At 71.4% G+C, this 25671-nt stretch carries 14 protein-coding genes; 8 read left to right on the plus strand and 6 right to left on the minus strand.

The window, feature by feature from the left end; genetic code table 11:
• Positions 1-197: 197 nt before the first annotated feature.
• Together ACGRHY_RS24895 and ACGRHY_RS24900 are read left to right on the plus strand one after the other, a co-directional pair.
• The gene (locus ACGRHY_RS24895; protein ID WP_394637536.1) at positions 198-2000 is read left to right on the plus strand and encodes an ABC transporter ATP-binding protein; all 1803 of its coding nucleotides are present in this window, start codon (positions 198-200) and stop codon (positions 1998-2000) included.
• Between the two features lie 4 nt (positions 2001-2004).
• Complete coding sequence (locus ACGRHY_RS24900; RefSeq protein WP_394637537.1) at positions 2005-3759, plus strand: ABC transporter ATP-binding protein; 1755 nt, start codon at positions 2005-2007, stop codon at positions 3757-3759.
• On the opposite strand, the gene ACGRHY_RS24905 is transcribed toward ACGRHY_RS24900, so the two are convergent.
• Genes ACGRHY_RS24905 through ACGRHY_RS24930 form a run of 6 tightly spaced genes read right to left on the minus strand, consistent with a single transcriptional unit; the run spans position 3743 to position 10364 of the window.
• Complete coding sequence (locus ACGRHY_RS24905) at positions 3743-4522, minus strand: alpha/beta fold hydrolase (RefSeq protein WP_394637538.1); 780 nt, start codon at positions 4520-4522, stop codon at positions 3743-3745. The genes ACGRHY_RS24900 and ACGRHY_RS24905 overlap by 17 nt on opposite strands.
• A 19-nt stretch (positions 4523-4541) precedes the next feature.
• Positions 4542-5729, minus strand: coding sequence for an acyl-CoA dehydrogenase family protein (locus tag ACGRHY_RS24910; protein WP_394637539.1), 1188 nt, complete (start codon positions 5727-5729; stop codon positions 4542-4544).
• Between the two features lie 28 nt (positions 5730-5757).
• Complete coding sequence (locus tag ACGRHY_RS24915) at positions 5758-6915, minus strand: acyl-CoA dehydrogenase family protein (RefSeq protein WP_394637540.1); 1158 nt, start codon at positions 6913-6915, stop codon at positions 5758-5760.
• A complete protein-coding gene (locus tag ACGRHY_RS24920) occupies positions 6912-7190 on the minus strand; it encodes an acyl carrier protein (RefSeq protein WP_394637541.1) in 279 nt (92 codons plus the stop codon). The genes ACGRHY_RS24915 and ACGRHY_RS24920 overlap by 4 nt, the downstream gene beginning before the upstream one ends.
• On the minus strand, positions 7174-8736 hold the full coding sequence (locus ACGRHY_RS24925) for an amino acid adenylation domain-containing protein (protein ID WP_394637542.1): 1563 nt from the start codon (positions 8734-8736) through the stop codon (positions 7174-7176). Before ACGRHY_RS24925 ends, ACGRHY_RS24920 begins: the two co-directional genes overlap by 17 nt.
• On the minus strand, positions 8733-10364 hold the full coding sequence (locus ACGRHY_RS24930) for a (2,3-dihydroxybenzoyl)adenylate synthase (protein WP_394637543.1): 1632 nt from the start codon (positions 10362-10364) through the stop codon (positions 8733-8735). The genes ACGRHY_RS24925 and ACGRHY_RS24930 overlap by 4 nt, the downstream gene beginning before the upstream one ends.
• Before the next feature lie 649 nt (positions 10365-11013).
• Between ACGRHY_RS24930 and ACGRHY_RS24935 the strand changes: the two genes are divergently transcribed.
• The 6 genes from ACGRHY_RS24935 to ACGRHY_RS24960 all read left to right on the plus strand — a co-directional run bounded on the left by ACGRHY_RS24935 (position 11014) and on the right by ACGRHY_RS24960 (position 25590).
• The gene (locus ACGRHY_RS24935) at positions 11014-14523 is read left to right on the plus strand and encodes a non-ribosomal peptide synthetase (RefSeq protein WP_394637544.1); all 3510 of its coding nucleotides are present in this window, start codon (positions 11014-11016) and stop codon (positions 14521-14523) included.
• Positions 14524-14594: 71 nt separating this feature from the next.
• Entirely contained in the window at positions 14595-16004 is a 1410-nt protein-coding gene (locus ACGRHY_RS24940; protein ID WP_394637545.1) for a cupin domain-containing protein, read from the plus strand.
• A gap of 40 nt (positions 16005-16044) precedes the next feature.
• Positions 16045-16785, plus strand: a complete 741-nt coding sequence (locus tag ACGRHY_RS24945; RefSeq protein ID WP_394637546.1) for a YqcI/YcgG family protein — start codon at positions 16045-16047, stop codon at positions 16783-16785.
• Positions 16786-16901: 116 nt separating this feature from the next.
• Positions 16902-20246: a non-ribosomal peptide synthetase gene (locus ACGRHY_RS24950; RefSeq protein ID WP_394637547.1), complete on the plus strand. Its 3345-nt coding sequence runs from the start codon at positions 16902-16904 to the stop codon at positions 20244-20246.
• Positions 20243-24574, plus strand: coding sequence for a type I polyketide synthase (locus ACGRHY_RS24955; RefSeq protein ID WP_394637548.1), 4332 nt, complete (start codon positions 20243-20245; stop codon positions 24572-24574). Before ACGRHY_RS24950 ends, ACGRHY_RS24955 begins: the two co-directional genes overlap by 4 nt.
• Positions 24571-25590, plus strand: a complete 1020-nt coding sequence (locus ACGRHY_RS24960) for a methyltransferase (RefSeq protein WP_394637549.1) — start codon at positions 24571-24573, stop codon at positions 25588-25590. The genes ACGRHY_RS24955 and ACGRHY_RS24960 overlap by 4 nt, the downstream gene beginning before the upstream one ends.
• Positions 25591-25671 lie beyond the last annotated feature (81 nt).

Genomic DNA, 25671 nt, shown 5'->3' on the forward strand with positions numbered 1-25671 from the left:
TGCCGATCCTCCCCGCGGCGGTCGCCGCGGATTGCCTGGAACGACGTGAACGTGAGGGTGTGTGATGCGATGTGTCCCAGCACGCGACAGATCGAAGTGACCGGCCGGCCGGTCCTCCTCGTGACCGGACCGCGCGGCGGGCGGACCCCGCGGCGGCGGCCGGCCGTGCAGACGGCCCGGCACGGCGTGGAGGCGTGATGCCCAGGTCCTCGGAAGCCCGCGACCGGCTGTCCGGCGGCGGCCCGGGGGAGGGCGGCGCGCTGGGCGCCCTGCTGCGGCCGGTGCGCGGCCGCATGATCCTCGGGGTCGTGCTGCAGGGCGTGGCCGCGGTCGGCTCGCTGGGCTCGTTCATCGCGATCTACCCACTGGCCCTGGCCCTGCTGCCGAGCGAACCGAACCATGCCGGAGCGTGGTGGGTCGTGTCGTTCGCCGCCGTCGCGCTGGTGGTGCGGTTCGTGGCCCAGTCCCTGAGCTACGTCCTGTTGCACGACGCGGACATGGAGTTCCAGCTGCGTCTCCGGCGGCGCGTCGCGCACCGGCTCGGCAGGGTGCCGCTGGGCTGGTTCTCCAGCCGCAACAGCGCGACCGTCAAGAAGGCGCTCGCCGACGACGTCGAGTCCATGCACTACCTCGTCGCGCACGCTCTGCCGGACCTGACGATGGCGGTCGTCACGCCGGTCGCGGCCCTGGTCTACCTCTTCGCCCTGGACTGGCGCCTGACGCTGGTCACCCTGGTGACGACACCGGTGTTCGGCGTGCTGTTCCGCATGACGGGCAAGCGCAGCGGACGGCAGGGCGAGCGCCTGGCCGCCGCTATCGTCGGTGTCAACGCGGCCGTGATCGAGTTCGTCCAGGGCATCTCCGTGATCAAGGCCTTCGGCCAGCGGGACCGTGCCGATGAGCGCTTCACGAAGGCGGTCGACGAGTACATGGCCACCTTCACCGCGGTCAAGGGACCCATCCTGAGGCTGAGTTCGCTGTCCTACGCGTCGGTCTCCCCGGCCGCCATGCTGACGGCCTCGCTGTGCGGCGGCACGGCCTTCGCGGCCGCCGGCTGGGTCCGCCCGGTGGACGTGCTGCCGTTCGTGCTGCTCGGACTGGCCGTCACGGCCCCGCTGTCCATCGTGACGTACGCTCCGCAGGCGTTCAGCCGGGCCAGGCAGGCCGCGGACCGCATCGCCGAACTGCTGGCCGCACCGGTTCTGACCGAGCCCGAGCACCCGCTGGCTCCCTCCGGACCCCGGGTCGAGTTCGACGGGGTCACCTTCGGCTACAACCCGGACAGCCCCGTCCTGCAAGATGTCGACATCGTCCTCGAACCCGGTACCGTCACCGCCCTGGTGGGCCCCTCCGGGGCGGGGAAGTCGACCGTGGCCGCGCTGCTGCCACGCTTCTTCGACCCGGACCGCGGCTCGGTGTGCGTCGGCGGGGTCGACGTGCGCAGCATGTCCACGCAGGACCTCTACCGGCAGGTGAGCTTCGTCTTCCAGGATGTGCGCCTGTTGCGGGCCACCGTCGCCGACAACATCAGGATGGCCCGCCCGGACGCCCCGCTCGCCGACGTCCGGGCGGCGGCCCGCGCCGCGCGCTGCCACGACCGCATCACGGCCCTGCCCCGGGGCTACGACTCGGTGGTGGGCGAGGACGCCCTGCTGTCCGGCGGCGAGGCGCAGCGGGTCGCCATCGCCAGGGCCCTGCTGGCCGACACCCCGATCATCGTGCTCGACGAGGCCACCGCATTCGTCGACCCCGAGGCCGAGGCGAGCATCTACGACGCCCTGTCAGCCCTGGTGGCCGGCCGCACGGTGCTCTTCGTGGCCCACCGCCTGCACACCATCGTGGACGCCGACCAGATCGTCGTACTGGAGCGGGGGCGCGTGGTGCAGCGTGGAAAGCACGCCGAACTGCTGGGCTCCGACGGCGCCTACCGGCGGCTGTGGGAGGCGTACACCGACCCGGGCGCCGACGGCCGCGCGCACGAACCGCTGATCCGGAGGTAGCACCGTGCTCAGTCAACTCGTCCGTGTCGTCGGCCCGGGACAACTGCGGCCGATGAGGGCCCACCTGGCGGCCGTGATCGTCTACGCGGTGCTCCAGGGCGTGGCCTTCGCCCTGCTGGTGCCGGTGCTGCGGGCCCTGCTCGGCGGTGACACCGCCGGCGCGGTCCGCTGGTCGGCCCTGCTCGCCGCCGTCGCCGCCGCCACCTGCCTGGCGTACTACGTGCAGGCACTGCTCGGTTTCAGGACGGCCGTCTCCACCACCGGAGTCCTCTACCGCCGCCTGGGCGACCGGTTGTCCATGCTCAGCGTCGGATGGTTCGCCACGGCCAGGCCCGGCTCCCTGACCCGGCTGGCCACGGCCGGCGTCGGTGACATCACCATGCTGTTCGCCCACCTCCTCGCGCCCCTGGTCACCGCGATCGTCAGCCCGCTGACCGTCCTCGTGGCCATGCTGTTCCTCGACTGGAGACTGGCCGCGGCGATGGCGGCCACCATCCCGCTGCTCCACCTGACCTACCGCCGGTCCGCGGCGGCGATCGGGCACACCGACGAGGTGGTCGACGAGGCCGTGGCCCGCGCCAACGACCGCATCTTCGAGTTCGCCCGCTCCCAGCCCGTCATCCGGGCCTTCGGCCGGGAACGGGCGGAGAACGACTGGCTCGACGAGGCGATGGCCGAGCAGCACGACGCCGGGCGCCGGCAGCTGCGGCGGACGTCCGCGGCACGCGGGGCCTTCGGTGTGACCGTCCAGCTGTCAGTGACCTTCCTGCTGGCCGTCGCCACGGGGCTCGCCCTCACCGGCACCGTCGATCCCGCGCAACTGATCGCCCTGGCCGTGCTCGTGGTGCGGTTCAGCGAGCCGGTGGCCGCGCTCGGTGACGCCGGCGGCGCCCTGCGGGCGGTGCGCAACAGGCTGGAGCAGCTGGACGAGCTCTTCCGGACGCCTCCGCTGCCGGAACCCGAACGACCACGCCGGCCGGCCGACGCGGGCATCGAACTGGCGGGGGTCCGCTTCCGCTATCCGGGATCCACCGCGGACGCCCCCGTCCTCGACGGCCTCGACGCGACCATCCCGGCCGGGGGCATGACGGCCCTCGTCGGGCCCTCCGGCTCCGGCAAGACGACCGTGACCCGGCTGATCGCCCGCTTCTGGGACGTCGACGAGGGGTCGGTGCGCATCGGCGGAGTGGACGTGCGGCAGCTCGCCGCGGGCGACCTGGCCTCCAGCGTCGCCATGGTCTTCCAGGACGTCTACCTGTTCGAGGGCACCATCGCGGACAACGTGCGCGTCGGCCGGCCCGACGCGACCGACGAGGACGTCGCACACGCCGCGAGGCTGGCTCGCGTCGACGAGATCGTCGAACGGCTGCCGCAGGGGTGGGACACCCCCGTCGGGGAGGGCGGCACCGCGTTGTCCGGTGGTGAGCGCCAGCGCGTCTCCCTGGCCAGGGCGATCCTCAAGCAGGCGCCCGTCCTGGTGCTCGACGAGGCCACCGCGGCCCTCGACCCGGTCAACGAGGTGGCGATCTCCGAGACCCTGCGTGCCCTGTCCGGACGCTGCACCCTGCTGGTCATCGCACACCGGCTGCCGACGGTGGTGGCGGCCGACCAGATCCTCGTGCTGAGCGGGGGCCGGGTCACCGAGTCGGGGACGCACGACGAACTCCTCGCCCAGGACGGGCTCTACCGCAGGTTCTGGGAGGAGCGCAGCCGCGTCCGGGGGTGGCGGCTGCACACCGCGGTCACCGACGGGGGATAGCGGTACCCGCCGAGGACGCGCCCAGGAAGTCCACCGCGGCTTCCAGGGTCTCCTCGGGCCGCTCCAGGTGGGGGGAGTGCCCGCAGTGCTCGATCTCGGCCCGTTCGACCGGCCCCGCCGCGCCCTCCTCGACGGCGCGCAGCTGGCGGACCGTGCCGTACTGGTCCCGGTCCCCCTGGACGAGGAGGACCGGTGCCTCGACGTGCGGCAGCCTGTCCTCGATGTTCCAGTCGCGGAACGCACGGGACAGCCAGACGTCCGACCAGGACCGGAAGGTGGCGTCGGGGTCGTCGTGGAACCGGGCCAGCCGCCCGGCGAGCCCGCTCTCGCGGTAGAGCTCCCGGGCGGCCCTGATCCCCGCCAGCGTCTCGGGCTCGACGAAGACATGCGGCGCCAGGAGGACCAGTCCGGTCACGGGGCGGTCGGCGGCGTACAGCAGGGCGATGGAGGCACCGTCGCTGTGTCCCACCAGGACGGGACGCTCCAGTGACAGGCGTTCCACCAGCTCGGGAAGCACCCGGGAGGCCTCCCGGTGCATGTAGGTGACCGGCCGCGGGCCGTCTACCGGTCCCGAACCGCCGTAGCCGTGCCGGGAGTAGACCAGCGCCGGCCGGCCGACCGCACGCGCCAGCGTGTCGGGGAACCGCCCCCACATGGCGACGCAGCCGAGTCCCTCGTGCAGGAACACCAGCGGTTCCCGGTCCGCGGGCCCGTCTATCAGGCGGTACTCGATGGGCCCGTCCGTGAGTTCGATCTCCGGCACCCTGCTGTCTCCTCGTGGTCTACCAGGCGAAATTACGGGTGTTGAACATGTTGAAGCCGAGCGTCGCCTTCCCGATGTACTCGAGGCACTCGTCCGGTTTGGCCGGCATGACCGAGCAGAAGGACGCCTCCCTCAGCAGGCGGTCCAGGGGGCTGGCCGTGCGCAGTGAGCCGGCGCCGCAGATCCGCACGGCGCCCAGTGCCAGGCGCGGGGCGAGTTCGCCGATGCAGTACTTGGCCGCGTGCACCGCGGTGTTGGCCTCCAGGCTTCCCTTCCGCTCATCGACCAGCCGCGCGGCCGAGTAGACCAGGGCGCGCGCGGCCTGGAGCCGCGCGGCGAGTTCGCCCACCTCCGACTGGACGACCGCCGAGGCGCGGCGGCGTTCGTTGCCCTTCAGGAAATCCACCATGAACCGCAGGACGGACTCCGCGATCCCCAGGTAGGCGCCCATGTAGCCGGACACCATCCAGTGCGGCTCGCGTACCAGTTTGAACAGCGACATGCCCTCCACTCCGAGGAACAGCCTGTCGCGCGGGACCGCTACGTCGTCCATCGACATCGTCGCGGTCTGCGTCCCCCGCAGCGCCGCACCGTCCCAGACACCCGAGAAGGTGACGCCGTGGTCGTCCTTCGCGACCACGAAGTGCGAGACTTCGTCGGCCTCGGAGGCACTCTCCGCGCGGGCCGCCACGACGTAGTGGTCGGCGACCCCGGCCAGCGACACGAAGGACTTCGTGCCGTTCAGCACGAAGCCGTCGTCGGAGGCCCGGTAGGTGGCCTGCACGCCTCGGAGCTTCGCGCCGGACCCCGTCTCGGAGGTCGCCGAGGCGAACATCCGCCCGTGTCGGACGATCTGGTCGAAGGTCCAGGCCCGGAACCGCTCGGCCGCCTCGGGAAGCCGCGTCCCGGCCGTCTCGCACAGGGAGCCGATGGCCACGTTGTGCATGTTGAAGCCGAGGGCGGTGGCCCCGTCGCCGGTGGCCAGCGTCTCCAGCACCTTGGTGTAGTCCAGGAAGGACAGGCCCTCACCGCCGTACTGCCGGGGAACCAGGAGCGTCAGCAGCCCCGCCTCCCGCACCAGCCGGTAGCCGTGGTGCGGCTCCAGGAGACCGCGGTCGACATCGGCCGCGCGGGTCGCCAGCTTCTCGGCGACCGCGCGGACGCGTTCGGTGACGGTTCCGGAGTCCTGTGCGTCGATGGTGTGCATGTGACTCTTTTCGTCCGGTCCAGCGGAGTCAGTTCTCGACGGGAAGCCCCAGCTCACGGGCGACCGTTACACGCAGCAGGTCGTTCGGGCCCGCATAGGTCGACGCCGCCATCGGAGTGAGCAGATCGGCGGTGAGCCCGGACTCCTCGATGAAGGAGCGCACGCCGCCGAGCATGGCGGCCTGCTGGGCGAACCTCAGGTAGTCCTCGGCCACGGAGATCTTGGTCAGCGCGGCGTCGGCCGAAAGCTGCCGGGGGCGTGCGCCGCCGTCCAGGCGCGCGGCGATCCGGTAGACCAGTTCCCGGGAGCGGTGGAGGGCGAGCGCCATGTCGGACACGCGTGCCGCGACCAGATGACTCGAACCCATCCTGCGCCCGAAGTGCCTCCGGGACCTGCACCACTCGACCGTACGGGCGAGCACTCTGCGCATGGGCCCGAGCGCGTAGGACAGGAGCAGGGCGCGCTCCCAGGCGGTGGTGACGGTCAGCAGGGCGAGTCCCGAACCCTCCTCGCCGACCAGCCGGTCCGCCGGAAGACGGACACCGGTGAACTCCAGGGAACCCATCGGCGCCTCGACCAGCGCGGTCTTGGGGAAGGGGCCGTCCCGTTCGACCCCCTGTGCGCGCAGGTCGACCAGGAAGGGGGACAGGGCGAAGGGACTTCGCTCGGAGGCGGTGCGGGCGAACACCAGGGCGACGTCCGCGACCGGAGCGGCCGTCACGAACGACTTCCGGCCCGTGAGCAGGTATGTGCCGTCCGCCTGGCGCTCGGCGCGCGTGGTCATCGACAGGGGATCGCTGCCGCCGCCCTCCTCGGTCAGGGCGTGGCACAGCAGCACCTCACCGCCCTCCACATCGCCGAGGTCCCGCCAGGTCCGCTCGGGCAGCACGGCGCGCAGGGGGAACTGGATACCGAACCGCTGCGAGGCCATCGCGTAGCACAGTCCGGCCTCCGTCCCGGCCAGGCCGATCCCCTCGACGGCGGCCACGGCCCCGGTGACCGGCCCCGGTCGGGGAACTTCGTCCCTGCGCGGCGACGGTGCGTCGCCCAGTGTTCCCAACGCGGCGAGCGCCCGCCAGCGGGTGCGGAAATCGGCGTCGTCGAGACCGGTGAGCGCGGATTCGGCCAGGCGCGCCCAGTCCGCGACCGAGCTCTCGACCTCGGTGTCCTGGGCCGACAACATCATGACAGCGCGCTCCCGCTGCTCGCGGCGCCCCTGGCGGCCTCGACGGCGTCCCACAGCGCGGCCGGCGTGCGGAAGTTCGCCGCGACGACGGAGGTCTCCGGGAAGGGTGCCCCGGTGCGCTCCTCGACCTGGGTGACGATCTTCATGATCGTCAGGGAGTCCAGCAGCCCGGACACGAGAAGCGGCGTGTCGGGCCTGATCTCCTCACCGGCCGCTCCCTGGGTCTCGCCGACGGTCTCCTGGATCAGTTTGCACAGCTCATCGACGTTTTCCATGGTCTCTTCCCTGTGTCGGTTCCGCCGAAGCCAGTGATTCGCGGTCGATCTTTCCCCGGTCGGTCAGCCGCAGCCGGTCCACGAGGTGCACGTGGTCGGGCATCATGTGCCGGGGCAGCACTTCGAAGACGGCCTCGCGAAGCCGCTGCTCCGACACGCCGTCGGCAACGGCGTAGAGCCTGATCCGCCCCCCGCCGCGGTCCCGGTCCGTCCACACCGCGGCGCACGACCGCACCGCCGGGATCTCCTGCACGACGCTCTCGATGTCCAGCAGGTCGATCCGGTACCCCCGGCGTTTGACCTGGTGGTCGCGGCGCCCGCGCAGATGGATCCTTCCGTCGCCGCCGTAGTGGCCCAGGTCGCCGGTGAGGTAGGCCCGCCGGGTGGTGCCGTCCTCCAGTGTGATCGGGGTGGTGTGCTCGCGCAGCCGACCGTCCTGTAGGTAGCCGAGGAAGACCGTCGGGCCGGCGACGGCGATCTCCCCCTCGTCCGAAGTGACGCGGTGCTCCCGGTCGACGAGGCTGACGTGGACCCCCGCGATGGCCCTGCCGACGGGCAGGGCGTCCCGGGCGGTCCACCCGGGCGGCAACTTCTCGAATGTGCAGACGTTCGTCTCCGTCGGACCGTAGAGGTTGTAGAACTCAGCCGCCTTCAGGACGCTGACGCAGCGTTCCAGGTCCCCCGCCGGGAAGGGCTCGCCGGCGAACGCCGCGACACGCAGGTCGGGCAGCGGCGTGGTCTCGACGCCCCCCTTGTGCAGCAAGGCCTGGTACAGGGTCGGTACGGCGTAGAAGACGGAGATCCGTTCGGCGGCCAGCCAGCGCACCACGTCGCGCGGGAACGCCTTCAGCGGCTCCGGCAGGAGAACGAGACGGGCGGCCGACATCGCGCTGCCGAAGATGTCGAAGGTGCTGAGGTCGAAGGTCAGCGACGACTGCGAGCCGATCCGGTCCGAGGACCGCACCCCCAGCTCGTCGACGGCCCACCGCACGAAGTGCAGTACGTTCCCGTGCGACAGGAGTACTCCCTTGGGCCATCCCGTACTGCCCGAGGTGAACAGCAGGTACCCGCCGCCGGTCGCCTGGGGGAGGTCGGCCGTGGGCCGGACGAGCGGGAGGACCGACAGGCCCGGTGCCAGGTGTCCGGCCGGTGCCGGGCCGTGGCCCACCCGCTCCCCGACCTGCGCGGCCGAAGCCTCCGTATCCGGTGAGGTGATCAGGAAACCGACGCCGGCGTTCTCCACCATCCGCGCCGTGCGCTCGTGCGGCCCTCCCACGTCGAGCGGAGCCGCGACGGCGCCGGACCTCAGTACGGCGTAGACGGCGGCGACGGCGTCCACGCCCTTCGGCAGGTACACCCCGACGCGGTCGCCGGGGCGCACACCGGCGGCGGACAGGGCACCGGCGATGCCGCGGACCGTCTGCTCCAGGCTCCGGTAGGTGACCGCCCTCCTGCCGTCGGTGACGGCGACCGCGTCCGGGTGGTCGCGGGCCGCAGCCGCCAGCAGGCCGTCGAGGCGGGCCGGCCGGGAGGGAGGAGACGTCATGCGGCCGACCCGTTCCTCAGCCGTTCGGCCAGGACCTTCTTGTCCATCTTCCCGACCGGGGTCAGGGGCATCGCGTCGAGGACGCGCACCTCGTCGGGTGCCTTGTAGGCGGCCACACCCCGTTCGGCGAGGAACGCGGCAAGGTCCTGCCGGCCGGGAGCCTGCCCGCCGGCCGGCACGACGAAGGCGACCGAACGCTCGCCCAGGTCCGGGTCCGGGGCGGGCAGGAGGGCGACGGACCGGATCGCCGGGTGCGCCAGGAGGTGGCCCTCGACCTCGGTGGCCGGAATCTTCTCGCCGCCGCGGTTGATCTGGTCCTTGGACCGTCCCACGACGATGAGGTGCCCGGAGGGGAGGCGGCGCACGAGGTCGCCGGTGCGGTAGAACCCGTCCCGGGTGAAGCTCTTGGCATTGTGCTCCGCCGCACGGTAGTACCCGCGCAGGGTGTACGGGCCCCGTGTGAGGAGCTCGCCCACCTCTCCCTCGGGCACCTCCCGGTCGTCCGGGCCGACCACCCGCACCTCGTCCGCGGGGGAGATGGGCCTGCCCTGCGTGGTGCTGACGACATCCGGTGGATCGGAGAGCCTGGTCAGGCACAGCAGGCCCTCGGCCATCCCGAACACCTGCTGGATCGTGCAGCCGAAGCCGGCGATCATCTGCCGGGCCATCTCGTCGGCCAGCCGGGCGCTGCCGATCTGCAGTACCCGCAGGCTGGACAGGTCGGCGTCGGACTGCTGCGCCTCGTCCAGCCAGACGGGCGCCAGCTGGGGGTTGATGGCGGCGATGGTGACACGCTCACGCTCGATGAGGTCGAAGCAGTAGCCGGGATCGGGGTTGCTCGCCAGCACGACGGTGCCGCCGACTGCGAGCGTCCCCAGCACGCCCGGGCAGTTCATCGTGTAGTTGAAGGCCACCGGGAGGGCCGCCAGGTAGACCGTGTTCCGGTCCAGGCCGCACACCTCGCCCGCGGTACGCGAGTTGTACAGATAGTCGTCGTGGGTCCGGGGGATCAGCTTGGGAAGTCCGGTGGTGCCCCCGGAGAGCAGCAGCAGCGCCATGTCCCCGCCGCGTGCGGCGGACTCGACCGCCTCTCCGGCCGGTTCGGTCGCCAGCAGGTCCGCGAAGGAGGTGAACCCGGTGCCGGCACCCGGATCGCCGACCACGACGACGTGCTTCAGGGCCGGGCTGGCCGACCGCACGGCTTCGGCCAGTCGGCGATGGTCGAACTGCGCGTGCATGTCGGGGATGACGTAGGCGACCGCGTCCGAGAGCTGTGCCAGATGGGTGATCTCGCTGCTGCGGTGGCCCGGCTGGGTGTGCACCGGCACCGCGTCGATCTTCATCAGGGCGAACCAGAGGAGCAGGAACTCGGCGCGGTTCGGCAGCTGGACCAGGACCCGGTCTCCGGCGCCGATGCCGAGCCGTCGCAGACCGTGCGCCACACGGTCGGCCCGGTCATCCAGTTCGGCGTAGCTGAGCCGCGTCCGGTCGTCCACCACGGCCGGACGGTCGCCGTGGGCCTGTACGCGTGCGGCCAGGAACTGGGCGAAGGTCTCCCCTCGCCAGTACCCCGCCGCTCGGTATCTCTCGGCGTCTGCGTCGGGCCAGGGTATTACATCGGCGGTCATGGAAAAGACTCCCTTCGATGATGCTGTTCCGGCCGCACACGTATTCGCCGGCCACTCACTCGTTGCGAAAAGTCTGGTGTCGCGGCCTGTCGGCGCCGTCGCATGCGGGAATCCTGAAGTGCGGAACTTGTTCTGTGGCGCGTCGGCGGCCGTGTACGGGGAGCGACTCGACGGGCAAGTGATTCGGCTTGAGCGAAGGGCGTTCGGGCTGTTTCGCCGGTTGACTGTAGCGTACGCCTGAAGGGGGGGCAATATTTTCTCCATTGTTCGCCAGGGGTGTCGGCCGAGTTGCCGGCGCCCCTCGCGGGCGGCGGAGAATCCTGTAGGGGAAAATCCTTAAGGGAAGATACCGCGAGGAAATTACTCCGGTAATTCGTGCTGCTTCGCCGACTTGTTCATTTCATTGACAGGGTGTTCGACCGAGTCATACTCTTGCGCAGCAGGGCCGCTGTAATCGACAGGGGTCCACGTCATGTGCTTTCGCGTGCGGAGCAGTTTATTGGCGCGCAGCGGCCCACTGGTTATTTCCGGCTTCCCGGGCCCGCGCCCGGAAGACCCGAGCCGTGGGACGCCGCCGTCGGCGGCCGTGCCGGCCGGGTGACCGCCGCCATGATCCGCGAACACCGTGCCAACCACCGGAGGAACACCCGTGGGAGACGTTGTGTTGGGCCAGGAGGAGATCCGCGCGCTCGTGGCCGGGGAACTGGAACTGGAGCCGGCCGCCGTCGGCCTCGACGACGACCTGGTCACGCTGGGCCTCCACTCGATGCGAATGATCAAGATCGCAGCGGGTCTGCGCCGCCGGGGAATCCGTGTCAACTTCGCGGACCTCGCGCTGCGGCCCTCGGTCCGGGAGTGGGCCGCCCTCGTGCCGGAACGCTCCCGGGGCCGGACGAGGCCGGACGCGGCAGAGCCGGCGGAGCCGGAGGAGCCGGCGAGGAGCGGACCGCTGGCCGAGAGCGAGCCCTTCGGTCTGGCGACCATGCAGCACGGGTACTGGATCGGCCGGGCGGACGGTCAGGCGCTCGGTGGCGTGGCGGCGCATCTGTACGCGGAGTTCGACGGCCGGGACGTCGACCCCGGCCGGCTGGAACGCGCGGTGGCGAACCTGGTACGCCGTCACGGCATGCTGCGCAGCCAGTTCCTCGACGACGGTACCCAGCGCGTGCTCGAGGAGCCCGGCGTGCCCGTCTGGTCGGTGACCGACCTCCGCGCGCAGGAGGCCCCGGCGGTGGAACAGCGCCTGGAGGAGATCCGTCAGCGCAAGACGCACCAGCGGATGCGCGCGGACCTCGGCCAGGTCCTCGACATCTCCCTGACGCTGCTGCCCGAAGGGCGGACGCGACTGCACGTGGACGTGGACATGCTCGCGGCCGACGCCCTGAGCTACCGTCTGATGCTGGCGGACCTCGCGGAGTTCTACGCCCGCGACGGAGAGGGCCTGGAGCCGCTGTCGTACAACTACCGCAGCTACCTGTCCGACTACGCCGCGCTCAACGGGCCCGCGCGCGAGACCGAGCGGGCCTGGTGGCAGGACGTCCTCCCGCAGATGCCCGACGCCCCGGCTCTTCCCCTGGTGCCGGAGTCGGAACGTGAGGACCCGCTCCGCAGCGTGCGCTACGAGCACTGGCTCGACCCCGAGCGCAAGCGCAGGCTCATCGAGCGCGCCCACCAGCACGGCGTCACGCCGGCCACGGTGCTGGCCTCGGTCTTCGCCGAGGTCGTCGGCAGGTGGTCGAGCGACCAGAGGTTCCTGCTCAATCTGCCGCTGTTCAACCGCGAACCCCTCCACCCGGATGTCGAGAAGCTCGTCGGCGACTTCAGCAGCTCGGTCCTGCTGGACGTGGACGTCACCGCCCCGGAGACCCTGCTCGGCCGTGCGCGGCGGTTCCAGCAGAACCTGCACGGCAAGGCCGCGCACGCCGGTTACCCGGGGCTCGACGTGCTGCGGGACCTGGGGCGCCTGCGTGGCGAACCCGTGCTGGCCTCGGTGGTGTACACCAGCGGGCTGAACCTGGGAGAACTTTTCCGCGATTCCGTCATCGAGTCGTTCGGCGACCCCGTGTGGATCATCTCGCAGGGACCGCAGGTCGTCCTGGACGCCCAGGTCGTGGAGCTGCGCGGGGGCCTGCTGCTCAACTGGGACGTCCGCGAGCACGCCTTCCCCGCGGGCATGATGGACATGATGTTCCGCCGCCACCGCGAGCTGATCGAGGAACTGCTCGGCGACGACGCGGACTGGGAGAGGCGCGTCGACCAGGGCCTTCCGCCGGAGCAGGCGGAGGTGCGCGCGAGGGTCAACGCCACGGACCACCCGGCGCCCGGGCGCCTGCTGCACCAGGGCTTCTTCGAGCACGCCGCGTCGGTGCCGGACGCGACGTCGCTGGTGTGGGGTGCCGAGGGCCGGATGACCTACGCGGAACTGCGGGAACGGGCACTGAGGGTCGCGGGCGCGCTCGTCGCCCACGGGGTCCGGGCCGGGGACGCGGTCTCCATCCAGCTGCCCAAGGGGCCCGACCAGGTCGTCGCGGCGCTCGGTGTGCTCGCGGCGGGCGCGTCGTACGTGCCGATCGGGATCGACCAGCCCGACGCGCGGCGCGAGCAGATCGAGTCGACCGGCGACGTGGTCCTGGCGCTGCACGGGGGCGGCCGGACCTCGGACGGCGGCCGGGTGACCGCGCTGGGGATCGGGGAGGCCGCACGCTTCGGCGAGCCGCTGGAGGCCCCGGTCGCCGTCGGCCCGGAGTCGATCGCCTACGTGATGTTCACCTCCGGTTCGACGGGGCGGCCGAAGGGCGTCGAGATGCCGCACGCCGCGGTGATGAACACCCTCGACTGCCTCAACGAGACCTTCGGGGTCAACGCCGGCGACCGGTCGCTCGCCCTGTCCCCGTTCGAGTTCGACCTGTCCGTGTACGACGTCTTCGGCCTGCTCTCCGCCGGAGGCTGCGTGGTGCTGACGGACGATGAGGTCCGCCGGGACGGCCAGCGCGTCGCCGACCTGATGCGCACACAGGGCGTGACCATCCTCAACTGCGTCCCGGGCCTGCTCGACATGATCCTGGCGGGCGGCGGCTCCGACGGTGTCGGGGACGGCCTGCGCGCGGTCGTCCTGGGAGGCGACTGGGTGGGCACCGACCTCCCCGAGCGGCTGCGCCGGCAGGCCCCCCACTGCCGGTTCGCCGGGCTGGGCGGCACCACGGAGACGGCGATCCACTCGACCATATGCGAGGTGACCGACCGGGTTCCGCCCCAGTGGCACGCGGTGCCCTACGGCGTCCCCCTGCGGAACGTCAGGTGCCGGGTGGTCAACGCGGCGGGGGCCGACTGCCCCGACTGGGTGCCCGGTGAACTGTGGATCGGCGGCCACGGAGTCGCGAAGGGCTACCGCAACGACCCGGAACGGACGGCCGACCGCTTCGTCACCCACCAGGGACACCGCTGGTACCGGACCGGCGACATGGCCCGGTACTGGCCGGACGGCACCCTGGAGTTCCTCGGCAGGCGCGACCACCAGGTGAAGCTCCGGGGCCACCGGGTCGAGCTCGGTGAGGTGGAGGCGGCACTGCGGGCCGTCCCCGCGGTGCACCGCGCCATCGCGGAAGTGGTCGGCGAGGGGACGCAGAAGCTGGTCGCCGCGGTCACCCTGACCGAACCCTCGGACGGGGCGGCGATCCGCGAGGCCCTCACCCGGCTCCTGCCGCCGTACATGGTCCCGGAGCGGCTCGAGATCCTCGACGACTTCCCCCTGACCTCCAACGGGAAGATCGACCGCAGGGCGGTCCGCTCCACGCTCCGGGCCGCCGCCGCCCCTCAGGAGTCCCGCACCGCGCCCACCGGTGATCTGGAGATCGTGCTCGCGGAGATCGTGGCCGGAGTTCTGGGGACCGACCGGGTCGGAGCCGAACAGGACTTCTTCTCCCTCGGCGGCGATTCCGTGCTGGCGACGACGGTGATCGCCCGGATCAGGGAGTGGCTGGACACCTCCGAGCCCACGGTGACGGATCTGTTCGCCGGCCGGACGGTGCGCGATCTGGCCGCACGCCTGGCCGGGCAGCAGAGCACACCGGGGCGCATCGAGCAGGCGGCGCGCATCTACCGCGAGGTGGCCTCGATGTCCGACGAGGAAGTGCTGGCCGAAGCGCGAGCCGGGCGGTGAACGGACCGGGGCCCGCGGTCCCGGAGACGAACGTGACTCTTTGCTCCCTCCAACCGAAAGGACACGTGCAGGTGACTGCGCCGGACGAATCCCCCCTGCCTCTCGGCACCGACGATCCCAACGACATCCTGAAGGCGTTCGCCGCCAACAGGGCGTTCCGGGCCGCCGAATGGGACGAGCTGACGACCGAGGAGAACCCCTACCGGCGGCCGGTCCGCCCCGACGACCTGGCCTGGCTCGACTACAGCAGGCCCATGCCGGTCTCCGAGGCGCTGAAGCTGAGCGGCCTGCTCGGCCACCGCATGCTGCGCAACGTCTACGACCTTGAGGCCCTGTACCTCCCGCCGGCCGACTCGCCCACCGTCAGACCCGACCAGGAGGCCTTCTACTCCGACCGCAACAGGATGCTGAGCGCCCTGGCGAAGCCGGTGCTGGAAAAGCACCTGTTCACCTTCCTCGACGGGGAGCGGACACCACTGGAGGAACCGACGGCCGAGGCGGCCGGGCGCCATGTGCTGGAGTACTTCGAGCGGCGCAGGGCCGACCCCGGCACGGCGATCGACACCGTGCTGAGCACCAGGGACAGACGCGAGGCGGCCACCTTCCTCCTGCTGCAGCTGAGCGCCTTCCTCCCCGCCATGAACACCGCGATCGGAAGGGCCGCGCTCGGTGAGTACGACCTCGCGCACGACTCGTTGCGTTCCTTCCTGCTCGACGAGTACCGGGCGTGGGTGACGGCCTCGCAGGCCTACGGCGGGCTGCTCGGCGACGCCGGTCTGAAGCCCGCCGCCGCCGCGTACTGGCAGCTGTACCTGGGCACCTCGCTGGCCAGGGGCAACTACCTGCACTACACGTCGGTCAACCGCGAGCACGTCTTCGCCTTCCTCGGTGCCCTCGTGCACAAGAGAATCGACGAGGCCCTGACCCGGGAACGGTTCCGGTCCGTCTTCTCGGAGTGCCTGACGACCGACGCCGACTACTTCCAGGGCGTCCGCGACGTCACCGGTACCGGTCTGACGGAGCTGGTCGACCGGCTGCTCGCACCGTTCGCCGACACCTACGGCGAACAGGCCGTCCAGGGGTTCCACCGCGGTTTCGCGGACGCGGCCCGGTACACCGACCTCTGGGAGGCCGACCTCCGGGAGCAGTTGGTGTGGGCCGACAGCATCGAGGAGTACCAGGACAGGGCCGAGAAGATCGACAGGTACCTGAAGGACGAGGACATCGAGGTCGATCTGGACACCTTCGTCGAGTCGTGGGAGGAGACGTCCACCACCCATGTGCACGACGAGCACCGCCTGGTCATGATCGAGGCCGGCCAGATGCACTTCTGGAACAACGTGACGCACAAGATCGAGCTCAACCAGGGCGACAAACTGCTGATCCCGGTGTCCCGGCTGCACGGGTCCACCGTCCTGTCCGGAGAGTGCACGTACCACCAGCCGATCATCCCCGACGACATGCTCGTCAGGATCATCTGAGTCTCCGAGGCGGACATTTGGCGAGATATGGAGTTCGTCCATGCCATCCACAAACATTCTGCCGGCCGACGGGCAGCTCACGTCCCAGGTGATAGGCGACCTGCCCGACTGGGGCGCACCCCGCGTCACCGAACTGCTCGGCACCCTGCTCTCCTCCGAATCCCCGTTCCCGTGCACGTTCGCGGTGTCCGCGGCCAAGAAGTCGGGACTGCGGTTCGGTTTCGTCGAAGACCTGCACGACCGGCGCAGCTGGGAAGTCCTGCCCGGAATCATCTCCTCGTACCTGGAGGTCTACCAGCAGATCTCCAGGGAGACCTCCCTGATCGTCCTGTTCCGGCCGGAGAAGGAGACCGGGGAGGTGGAGGACTACTACCGGAAGTTCTGGGACGTGCTGCAGTTCCTGCACGAGCGGGACCCCGAGCCGTGGCCGACGGATATCCCCGAGCACACCGACGACAGCCGGTGGGAGTTCAGTTTCGGCGGTACGCCCATCTTCGTGGTCTGCAACACACCGGCACACGTACAACGGAAGAGCAGGACGAATCCCTGCTTCATGATCACCTTCCAGCCCAGATGGGTGTTCGAGCACCTGGGTCCGGAGACGACCCGCGGTGAGGCGGCCCGGCGAGTCATCCGGAACCGTCTGCGGGCGTTCGACGGGGGAGAGCCCTCACCCGAACTCGGGCACTACGGCGACCCGGAGAACCGGGAATGGCGGCAGTACTTCCTCCTCGACGAGAACGAGGCCAAGGTGCCGGTCTGCCCGTTTCTCCACAAGTGAGTTATCCGCCAAGACGGAAGGCAAGGGTATCGGTGACCGAGAAGCATCCGGGGCGGGACCAGGACGGACCTGACCCGACGAACGCGACGACGGCGAGGCAGGAGCGTATCCGCCGCATGCTCGCCGAACGCGGCTTCGGCCGCACGGACGACGCGGCCGGCGAGGGCTCCTTCCCCCGGCTCGGGGCCGGCCCCGCTCCCCTGTCCTCGGCCCAGCGCCGGATGTGGTTCGCCCAGCAGCGGGATCCGGGCAGCGCCGCGTACAACATATGCGTCGGATTCGACATCCGCGGTGAGCTGGACCCGGCGGCGCTGCGCCGGGCCTTCGAGTCGGTCGTGGCGCGCCAGGACATCCTGCGGACGGTGTACCGGACTGATACCGACGGAATGCCCGTACAGACCGTCCTCCCTTCCGCCGACCTGTCCTGGGAGGCCGTGGACTGCCGGGACGTCTCGGGCGACGCCGCCGCGGACGAGGTCGACAGACTGGCACGGCGGCACGGTCGCAGGGCGTTCGACCTGGCACGGGACTGCCCCCTGCGCCTGGTGCTGGCCGAGTTCGGCCCGCACGAGCACGTCCTGCTGATGATCGTGCACCACATCGCCGTCGACGACCTGAGCTGGGCGCCGCTGCTGGGCGAGGTGGCCGCGCACTACCGGGCGGACGGCACCGGGGAACCCGCGACCGTTTCCCCCCTGGAGGTGCGGTACGCGGAGTTCGCCGCGTGGGAGCGGGAGCGTGCCGCCTCGGACCGCTTCGCGGAGCCGCTGGCCTACTGGCGAGGCCGGCTCGATCCGTGGCCGGCTCCGGTCCCGCTTCCGGCGGCGGGCGGCGGGACCGGGGAGGCGGGCGTGGAGGGCCTGCGACGGCGGGTGCTCCTGCCGCCGCAGACCGGCGACGGCATCGCCGAACTGGCGAAGGACACCAAATCCTCCCTGTTCATGACGGCACTGACCTGCCTGACCGCCGTGCTCCACCGGTACTCGGGCAGCGCGGACATCGCGGTCGGCACGGTTGCGGTGCACCGCCCACGCCGCGAACTGGAACCGCTGATCGGCAACTTCGGCAACACCGTGATGCTGCGCGTGGATGCCGGGGGGGATCCCCGCTTCCTGGACCTGCTGGAGGAGGTCCGGAAGGTGTGCGTCGACGCGTTCGGTCGGCAGGAGGTGCCCTTCGACCAGGTCGTGGAGGCCATCCGCCCACCGCGCCAGCGCGATGGATCAGGCCTGTTCAACGTGATGTTCACCCAGCGCGGGCAGACGCTTCCCGACGGCATCGACTTCCCCGGCCAGGAATGGTCGGACCGCCCGGTGTTCAACGGAAGCACGCGCTTCGACCTCGCGGTCGAGGTGATGCAGGGCCCGGAGGGCGTCGTCCTGACCGCGACGGGGTCACGCACGCTGTTCGACGCCGAGGACCTCGACCGCCTGCTCGGTCATGTGCGCACCCTGATGGAAGGGGTGCTGGCCGACCCGTCCCGCCGGCTCAGCGAACTGCCGCTGATGCCCGGCCCCGAGTACGACCGCGTCGTGCGCGACTGGAACGCCACCGACAGCCCGAAGTACCTCCCCAGGACCACCCTGCCGGGGCTGTTCCACGAGCAGGTCCGCCGCCGGCCGGACGCCGTCGCCGTCGTGTACGGCGACCGGCGGCTCACCTACGGCGAGCTCGACTCCCGGGCCAACCGGCTGGCCGGGCATCTGAAGGCGGTCGGCGTCGGTCCGGGCGACTTCGTCGGGGTGCTGCTGGAACGGTCTCCGGACCTGATCGTGGCGATGCTGGCGGTGCTCAGGACAGGCGGCGCCTTCGTCTGCCTGGACCCGGCGTGGCCGGCGCTCCGGAAGGAGGAACTCATCGCGGAGGCGGGCCTCGCCGCGTGCGTGACCACCGACGCGGTGATGCCGAGGAGCACACTGGCCGCGATCTCGCCGGACGCCGCCCATGTGGACGTCGTCGCCGACGCCGACGCCATCGCCGCCCGCGGGCGGCACCCGGTGGAGGCCGGCACGGCCCTGGACGACGTCGCGTATGTCGTCTACACCTCCGGCTCCACCGGGGTTCCCAAGGGCGCGATGATCACCCATCAGGGAATCGTCAACCGTCTGCCCTGGCAGGCCGACATGCTCGGTCTCCGCGAGAGCGACGCGGTCCTGCACAAGGCACCGGTCAGCTTCGACATCTCCATCAACGAGATCTTCCTGCCGCTGGTCAGCGGGTGCCGACTCGTCCTGGCCAGACCCGGAGGGGAAGGGGACGTGCCGTATCTGCTGTCGACGATCGCCGAACACCGCGTGACGTTCGTCTACCTCGTCTCCTCCATGCTCGACCTGATGGTCGAGCGTGACGACGCGACGGAGGCGTTCCGCCACCTGCGGCACGTCTGGTGTGGCGGGGAGGTGCTCACCCCGGAACTCTACGAGCGCTTCAGACGGCGGTGCGGCGCCCGGATGTACCACGGCTACGGTCCGGCCGAGGCGACCATAGGCGTCACCTGCCGCGCCTACGAGAGCGCCGACCACGTCCGGGACATCACGATCGGCAGGCCGAACCCGAACACGCGCGTCTACCTGCTGGACGGCAGGCGGAAGCCGGTCCCCCCGGGAGTCCTGGGGGAGATCCACATAGGCGGGCTCCCCCTGGCGCGCGGATACCTCAACGATCCGGTGCGCACCGCCGAGCGGTTCGTGCGGGACCCCTTCGGCGGCGACGGGAGGCTCTACCGAACGGGTGACCTGGCCCGCTACCGCAGGGACGGGCAGATCGAGTTCGTCGGCAGGGCGGACAATCAGGTCAAGATCAACGGCCGGCGTGTCGAACTGGAGGAGATCGAGGCCAAACTGGCGGCCCACCCGCAGGTCCGCCAGGCCGTGGTGCTGCTGCGCACCAGGGGCCGGCACGGCCGGCGGCTCGTGGCGTTCGCCGCCACCGGCGGGACCGCGGCGGAGCCGGACGCGCTGCGCTCCTGGCTGGCGGACCGCCTTCCCTCCTACATGGTGCCCTCCGCCGTCATCGTCCTGCCGGAACTGCCGCTGAAGAACTCCGGCAAGGTCGACAAGGACGCGCTGTCCTCGACGGACGTCCCCGAGGCCGACCGGGGCGGAGCGGTGTACTCGCCGCCCCGGGGCACGCTGCAGCGTACGGTCGCCGACATCTGGGCGCGGACGCTCGGCGTCGAACGGGTCGGCGCCGAGGAGAACTTCTTCGACCTCGGCGGGCACTCCCTCCTGGTCGTGAAGGTGCAGAACGAGATCCGCCGCGAACTCGGCCGCGACGTGCCGGTGGTCGCCCTCTTCGAGAACACCACGGTCGCCTCGGTGGCCAGGTACCTCGACACGGACACGGCCGCGGCCGACGACGAGGAGGCGCGGGAACTGGAACGGGTTCGAAGCCGGGTGAACCGGCAGAGGCGGGCACGGGCAGGACACGGCCGCGCGGCCGTTTCGAAGGAGACGCCATGACGAGCACCGACACCCTCGACAGTGCCGAGTCCGACATCGCAGTGGTCGCGGTGGAGGGCAGGTTTCCCGGCGCACCGTCGATCGGGGAGTTCTGGGAACTGCTGAAGGACGGACGGGAGTCCATCCGGCCGGTCAGCGACCGGGACTACCTCGCGGCCGGCGGGGCGCCGGCCGGACTGACCGACCCGCACCTGGTCAGGGTCGAGTGCACACTGGACGACATCGACCTGTTCGACGCGGAGTTCTTCGGCTTCCAGCCCGCGGAGGCCGAACTGCTCGACCCGCAGCAGCGGATCTTCATCGAGTGCGCCTACCACGCCTTCGAGAAGGCGGGGTGCGTGCCCGGCGACTACGACGGGGCGATCGGCGTCTACGCCGGCGCCTCCCAGAGCCAGTACTACCTGCACAACGTCCATCCGACGTACGCCCGGAGACCGGGGACCGTCGACTCCTACATCGGCTCGGTCGCCAACGCCAGCAGCGCCCTGGTGACCCGGGTCTCCTACCTGCTCAACCTGACGGGCCCGAGCGTGGCGGTGCAGACCGCCTGCTCCACCTCCCTGGTCGCCGTGCACATGGCCTGCCAGGATCTCCTGGACTACCGCTGCGACCTCGCTCTGGCCGGCGGCGCCTCGGTGAACCCCGCGGCGAGGCTCGGCTACCAGTACGTGCCGGACGGGCCGTTCTCCCCGGACGGCCACTGCCGGCCGTACTCCGCCGACGCGGCGGGTATGTCACCCGGCGACGGAGTCGGTGTCGTCCTGCTGAAGAGACTGCCCGACGCCCTCGCCGACGGCGACACCGTCCGCGCCGTCATCAAGGGATCGGCGGTGAACAACGACGGGTCCCGGAAGGTCGGCTTCACCGCGCCCAGCGTCAAGGGCCAGCGGGACGTGATCGTGGCGGCGCAGACCGCGGCAGGGGTGTCGGCGGACGCCATCGGCTACGTCGAGGGCCACGGCACCGCCACACCGGTCGGCGACCCCATCGAGGTGAGTGCCCTGACGAAGGCGTTCGCGTCGAGCACCGACAGGACGGGCTTCTGCGCGCTCGGGTCCGTGAAGTCCAACCTCGGGCACCTCGACGCCGCGGCGGGCATCGCGGGCCTGATCAAGGCCGTACTGGCGCTGGAGAACGAGGCGATCCCGCCGACCCTGCACTTCTCCGAGCCCAACAAGCTGATCGACTTCGAGAGCTCGCCGTTCGTCGTCGCCGACGCCCTGCGAGAGTGGCCGCGGTCCGGCGTCCCCCGGCTGGCCGGGGTGAGCTCGTTCGGTGTCGGAGGTACCAACGCGCACGTGGTGCTCGCCGAGGCACCGCCGCAGCCCGTGAGGGAGCACGACGGACGGCCGGAGGTCGTCCTGCTGTCGGCGGCCACGCCCGGCGCGCTCGACGACCTCGGACAGCGGCTCGGTGAACACGTCTCCCGGGAGCCGGGCGTCCATCTCGGCGACCTCGCCCACACGCTCCAGAGCGGTCGCCGGCCGATGAACCTGCGGCGTGCCGTGGTGGCCGACAGCCCCCGGGAACTCGCCGGGACACTGGCGGCCGCCGGCGGCCACCGGGCGGAGACCGGTGGGCAGCCCAGGGACGTGGTGTTCATGTACCCGGGGGCCGGCTCCCAGTACCAGCGCATGGGCCAGCAGCTCTACCGGCGGTACCCGGTGTACCGCCGTGAGATGGACCGGTGCGCGGAGATCGTCTCCTCGGCTTGCGGCATGGACCTGCTCGAAGCCCTCTACCCGGCCGGGGACGCCGCGCCGAGGAGGGACAACGTCGACCTGCCGGCCTGCCGGTATCCGGCGATCGTCGCCACCGAGTGGTCCCTGACCGCTCTGCTGGCGTCCTGGGGGATACGGCCCGCCATGATGATCGGCCACAGCCTCGGCGAGTACACGGCGGCCTGCGTCGCGGGGGTCATGACCCTGGAGGAGATGCTCCCCCTCGTCGCCGAGCGCGAGCGCCTGATCCGGCGGGCCGGAGGCATGACGCTCAGCGTGCTGCTCGACGAGGAGGAGATCGGCGCCCACCTCCTGCCGGGCACGTCGCTGGCGGGCACCAACGCCCCGGGGATGTGCACGGTCTCCGGCGCCTCCGAGGCGATCCTGGAGATGGAGAAGCGACTGACGGCCCAGGGCATCGACCAGCACCGGCTGCGCGTTCCGGGCGCGGTCCACTCGGTCGCTCTCGACCCGGTGCTGGACGACCTCCGCGACGCCCTGAAGCGCGTGTCCCTGCGGGCGCCGGAGATCCCGGTCCTCTCGAACCTGACGGGGGACCGGCTCACGCCCGAGATGGCGTGCGACCCGGAGTACTGGGTCCGGCACACGCGGGAGACCGTGCGGTTCACGGCGTGCCTGCGGTCGGTGCCGGCCGAGCGGCCGCCCGTCCTGCTCGAAGCCGGGCCCAGCGGGGGACTGATCAAGCTGGCCCAGTACACACTGGGCGACTCCGTCCCCGCGGTCCCGGCCATCCGGCACGCCTACGCCGAGCAGGCCGACGCGCGTGTACTGCTCAACGCCGCGGCCCGGCTGTGGGCCAACGGCGTGGACGTCGACTGGGAGGCGGCCCGCGGGGAGCGGTCCGCACGCTCCGTACCCCTGCCCGGCTACCCTTTCCAGCGCCGGCGGTTCTGGGTGGAACGCGCGGCCTCCCCGGCGGACGCGGCCCGGCCGGAGCAGGCCGGGAGTTCGCCGCTCACCGCCAGGACATGGAGCGGCTCCGGCGCCCCGGAGGCGCCGTCGGGGGGACCTCGCACGGCCCCCGTGGACACGGCACTGGTCCTGCTCGGCCGAGGGGAGCTGGAAGTCCCCCCGTCCGCCGTACGGGACACGGGCACGCGCGTGGTGACCGTCAGGTTCGGCGAGCGGTCCGGCGGTCCGCGGACGGACTCCCACGTGCTCGACCCGGCGCGTCCCCTCGACGTACGGGCCCTGTGCGAGGAGGTGTGGCCCGACGGTGCCCGGGGTGCCCGCGTCGGAGTCCTCGACCTCAGCGCCGTGACCGGACACGCGGACCCGCTGGAGCGGGTCCGGGAGTCCGCGCGGTTCGTCGAGGGCCTGCTCACCGCGCTCGGCGAGAGGGAGGACCCCCTGAGGCTGGTGACGGTCAGCCACGACGCCTTCGACCTGACGGGGCGGCGGCCTTCGCCGGAGAACCGCCTGCCGCACGGCCTCGCGCACCACTGGCGGCACGAGAACTCCCGGGTCGACGCCACGGTCGTCGACCTCGACAGCTCGCCTGCCGCCGACGACGGCGTGTGGCCCCTGCTGTTGCGTGAACTCGGCGACCCGGACCCCGGACCGGCGGTGGCCTATCGCGGCAGGTACCGGTGGACGTCACACACCACCGCGGTGGCCCCGGAGGAGGACGGCCCGGGCGCGCTGCCCCGTGACTGGGCCGTCCACGGGGGACTTCGGATGCCCGCGCTGCGCTACGCGGCCTTCCTCGCCGCGGCCGCGGACGGCGAGGTCGCCATCACCGCGGAAGCGGGGGAGACCGGCGGCCGGCCGGATGCCGGCGACCACGGCGCGGCCCTGCTGGAGCGCCTGGGGGCCCGTGTCGGGGGGACCGGGGCGGACGGTGCCCGGCCGGCCCTGCTGAGGGTGCTCGACGAGGAACCGGACGCGGAAACGGCCGCCCGCACCACGGCCTGGCTGAAGGACCTGTGGCGGCAGCGCGACGAGCGGCGCTTCGGCGCCGTGGTACTGGTCGATCCCGTGGGCGACCGGCCCTCGCCCGAGCAGGCGGCTGTGGGCTCCTTCGCGGAGGCCTGCGTCGAGTCGGCCGCCGCGGAGGGACTGGCCTGGCGCCTTCTGCGGTGGCGCAAGGGCCCCGAGTGGCTCGACCGGGACGAACTGACGGACGGCGACTCCGGAGGGATCAGCGCACGCGGCCGGTTGGGAGCCGACGCGTTCGCGGCCGCCCTCCGTGCCACCGGCCACCCCGTCCTCACCGTGTCCGCGGGCAGCGGGGCGACGACCGCCGCGGAACGCCGGGCCGCCGGCGGCCCGGCGGCGCCGGACGCCCCGAGTACCCATGACCCCGACGGCGGCCGGGCCCGCCCACCGCTGAGCACGCCGTACGCACGGCCGCGCAACGACCTGGAACGGCGGGTGGCCGACATCTGGCGCGAGGCGCTGGGCCTCGACGCCATCGGTGTGGACGACAACTTCTTCGAGATCGGCGGTGAGTCCCTGCTGCTCATGCGCATCGTCGCCAAGCTGCGCGAGCACTTCACCGTCACCATGTCCATTCGGCAGATGTACATAAACGACCGACTGACCATCGCGGGAATGGCCGCTGTGCTGGAGGAGAAGACAACGTGACCACGCCGAAGAGCAGCGAACCGGTTCCGGCGGCCCTGCGGGTCCGCGAGCTGATGACCGCCGGTCTGCTGGCGCACGCGATATCCGTGCTGTGCGATCTGCGGGTGCCCGACTTCCTGGACGACCCCCGCTCCCACACGGAGCTGGCCAAGGACGCCGCCGCCGACCCCGAGGGCCTGCTGCCGTTCCTGCGTGCCGCGTGCGCCGCGGGAGTGCTCGACGAGCCGACGCCCAAGGTCTTCGAACTGACCGAGCTGGGCCGGGTGCTGCGGACCGACTCGCCCAACAGCATGAGCAAGATGTGTTCGCTGACGTGCCGCGAGGAGTTCAACCGCACCTGGTCGCACGCGATCCACACCGCGCGCACGGGCGAACCGAGCTTCTCCGTGCCCCACGGCAAGTCCTTCTTCGAGTACATGGCCGACAACCGCGACTTCGCGGCCCTCTTCGACAAGGCGATGGTCTCGTCGGCGGCCACCGACAACCTGCTGGCCAGTTACGACTTCTCCGGGGCCCGTCACGTCGTGGACGTGGGCGGTGGCCGGGGGGCCATGCTGGCCGCCGTCCTCCAGCGCCACCCGGAGCTGCGGGGAACGCTCCTGGACCTGCCGCACGTCGTGGCGAACGCCGAACCGGTGCTGGAGAAAGCGGGTGTGGCCGACCGGGTGACACTGGTGCCGGGCAGCTTCTTCGACCCGGTCCCCGAGTCCGGGGACGTCTACCTGCTGTCCCGGGTGATCGGCAACTGGAACGACGAGGACTCGCTGCGGATCCTGCGGTCCGTCCGCTCCGCGATGGACACGGACGACCGCCTGGTCATCGTGGGGCAGATGCCCAGTGAGAACGACCGCACGCACTACCCGCGCCAACTCGATCTGTACATGTTCGCGCTGCTGGGTGCCCGTCTCCGCTCCCCCGACGAGTACCAGCAGCTCTTCGACCAGGTGGGTCTGACGGTGACCGACCACTGGAACTTCCCGGACAGCGAGTCGGTGCTGCGGGCACGGCCGGTGTAGGAAGCGTCCGCGCGCGGGAACGGCCGGCCCTTCAGGGCCGGCCGTTCCCGGTTTCCCGGACAGGTGCCGGGTCGCGCACCC

Origin of the sequence: Streptomyces shinuiensis, assembly GCF_043660855.1 — a bacterium.
In the GTDB taxonomy this organism is placed as follows: Bacteria; Actinomycetota; Actinomycetes; order Streptomycetales; family Streptomycetaceae; genus Streptomyces.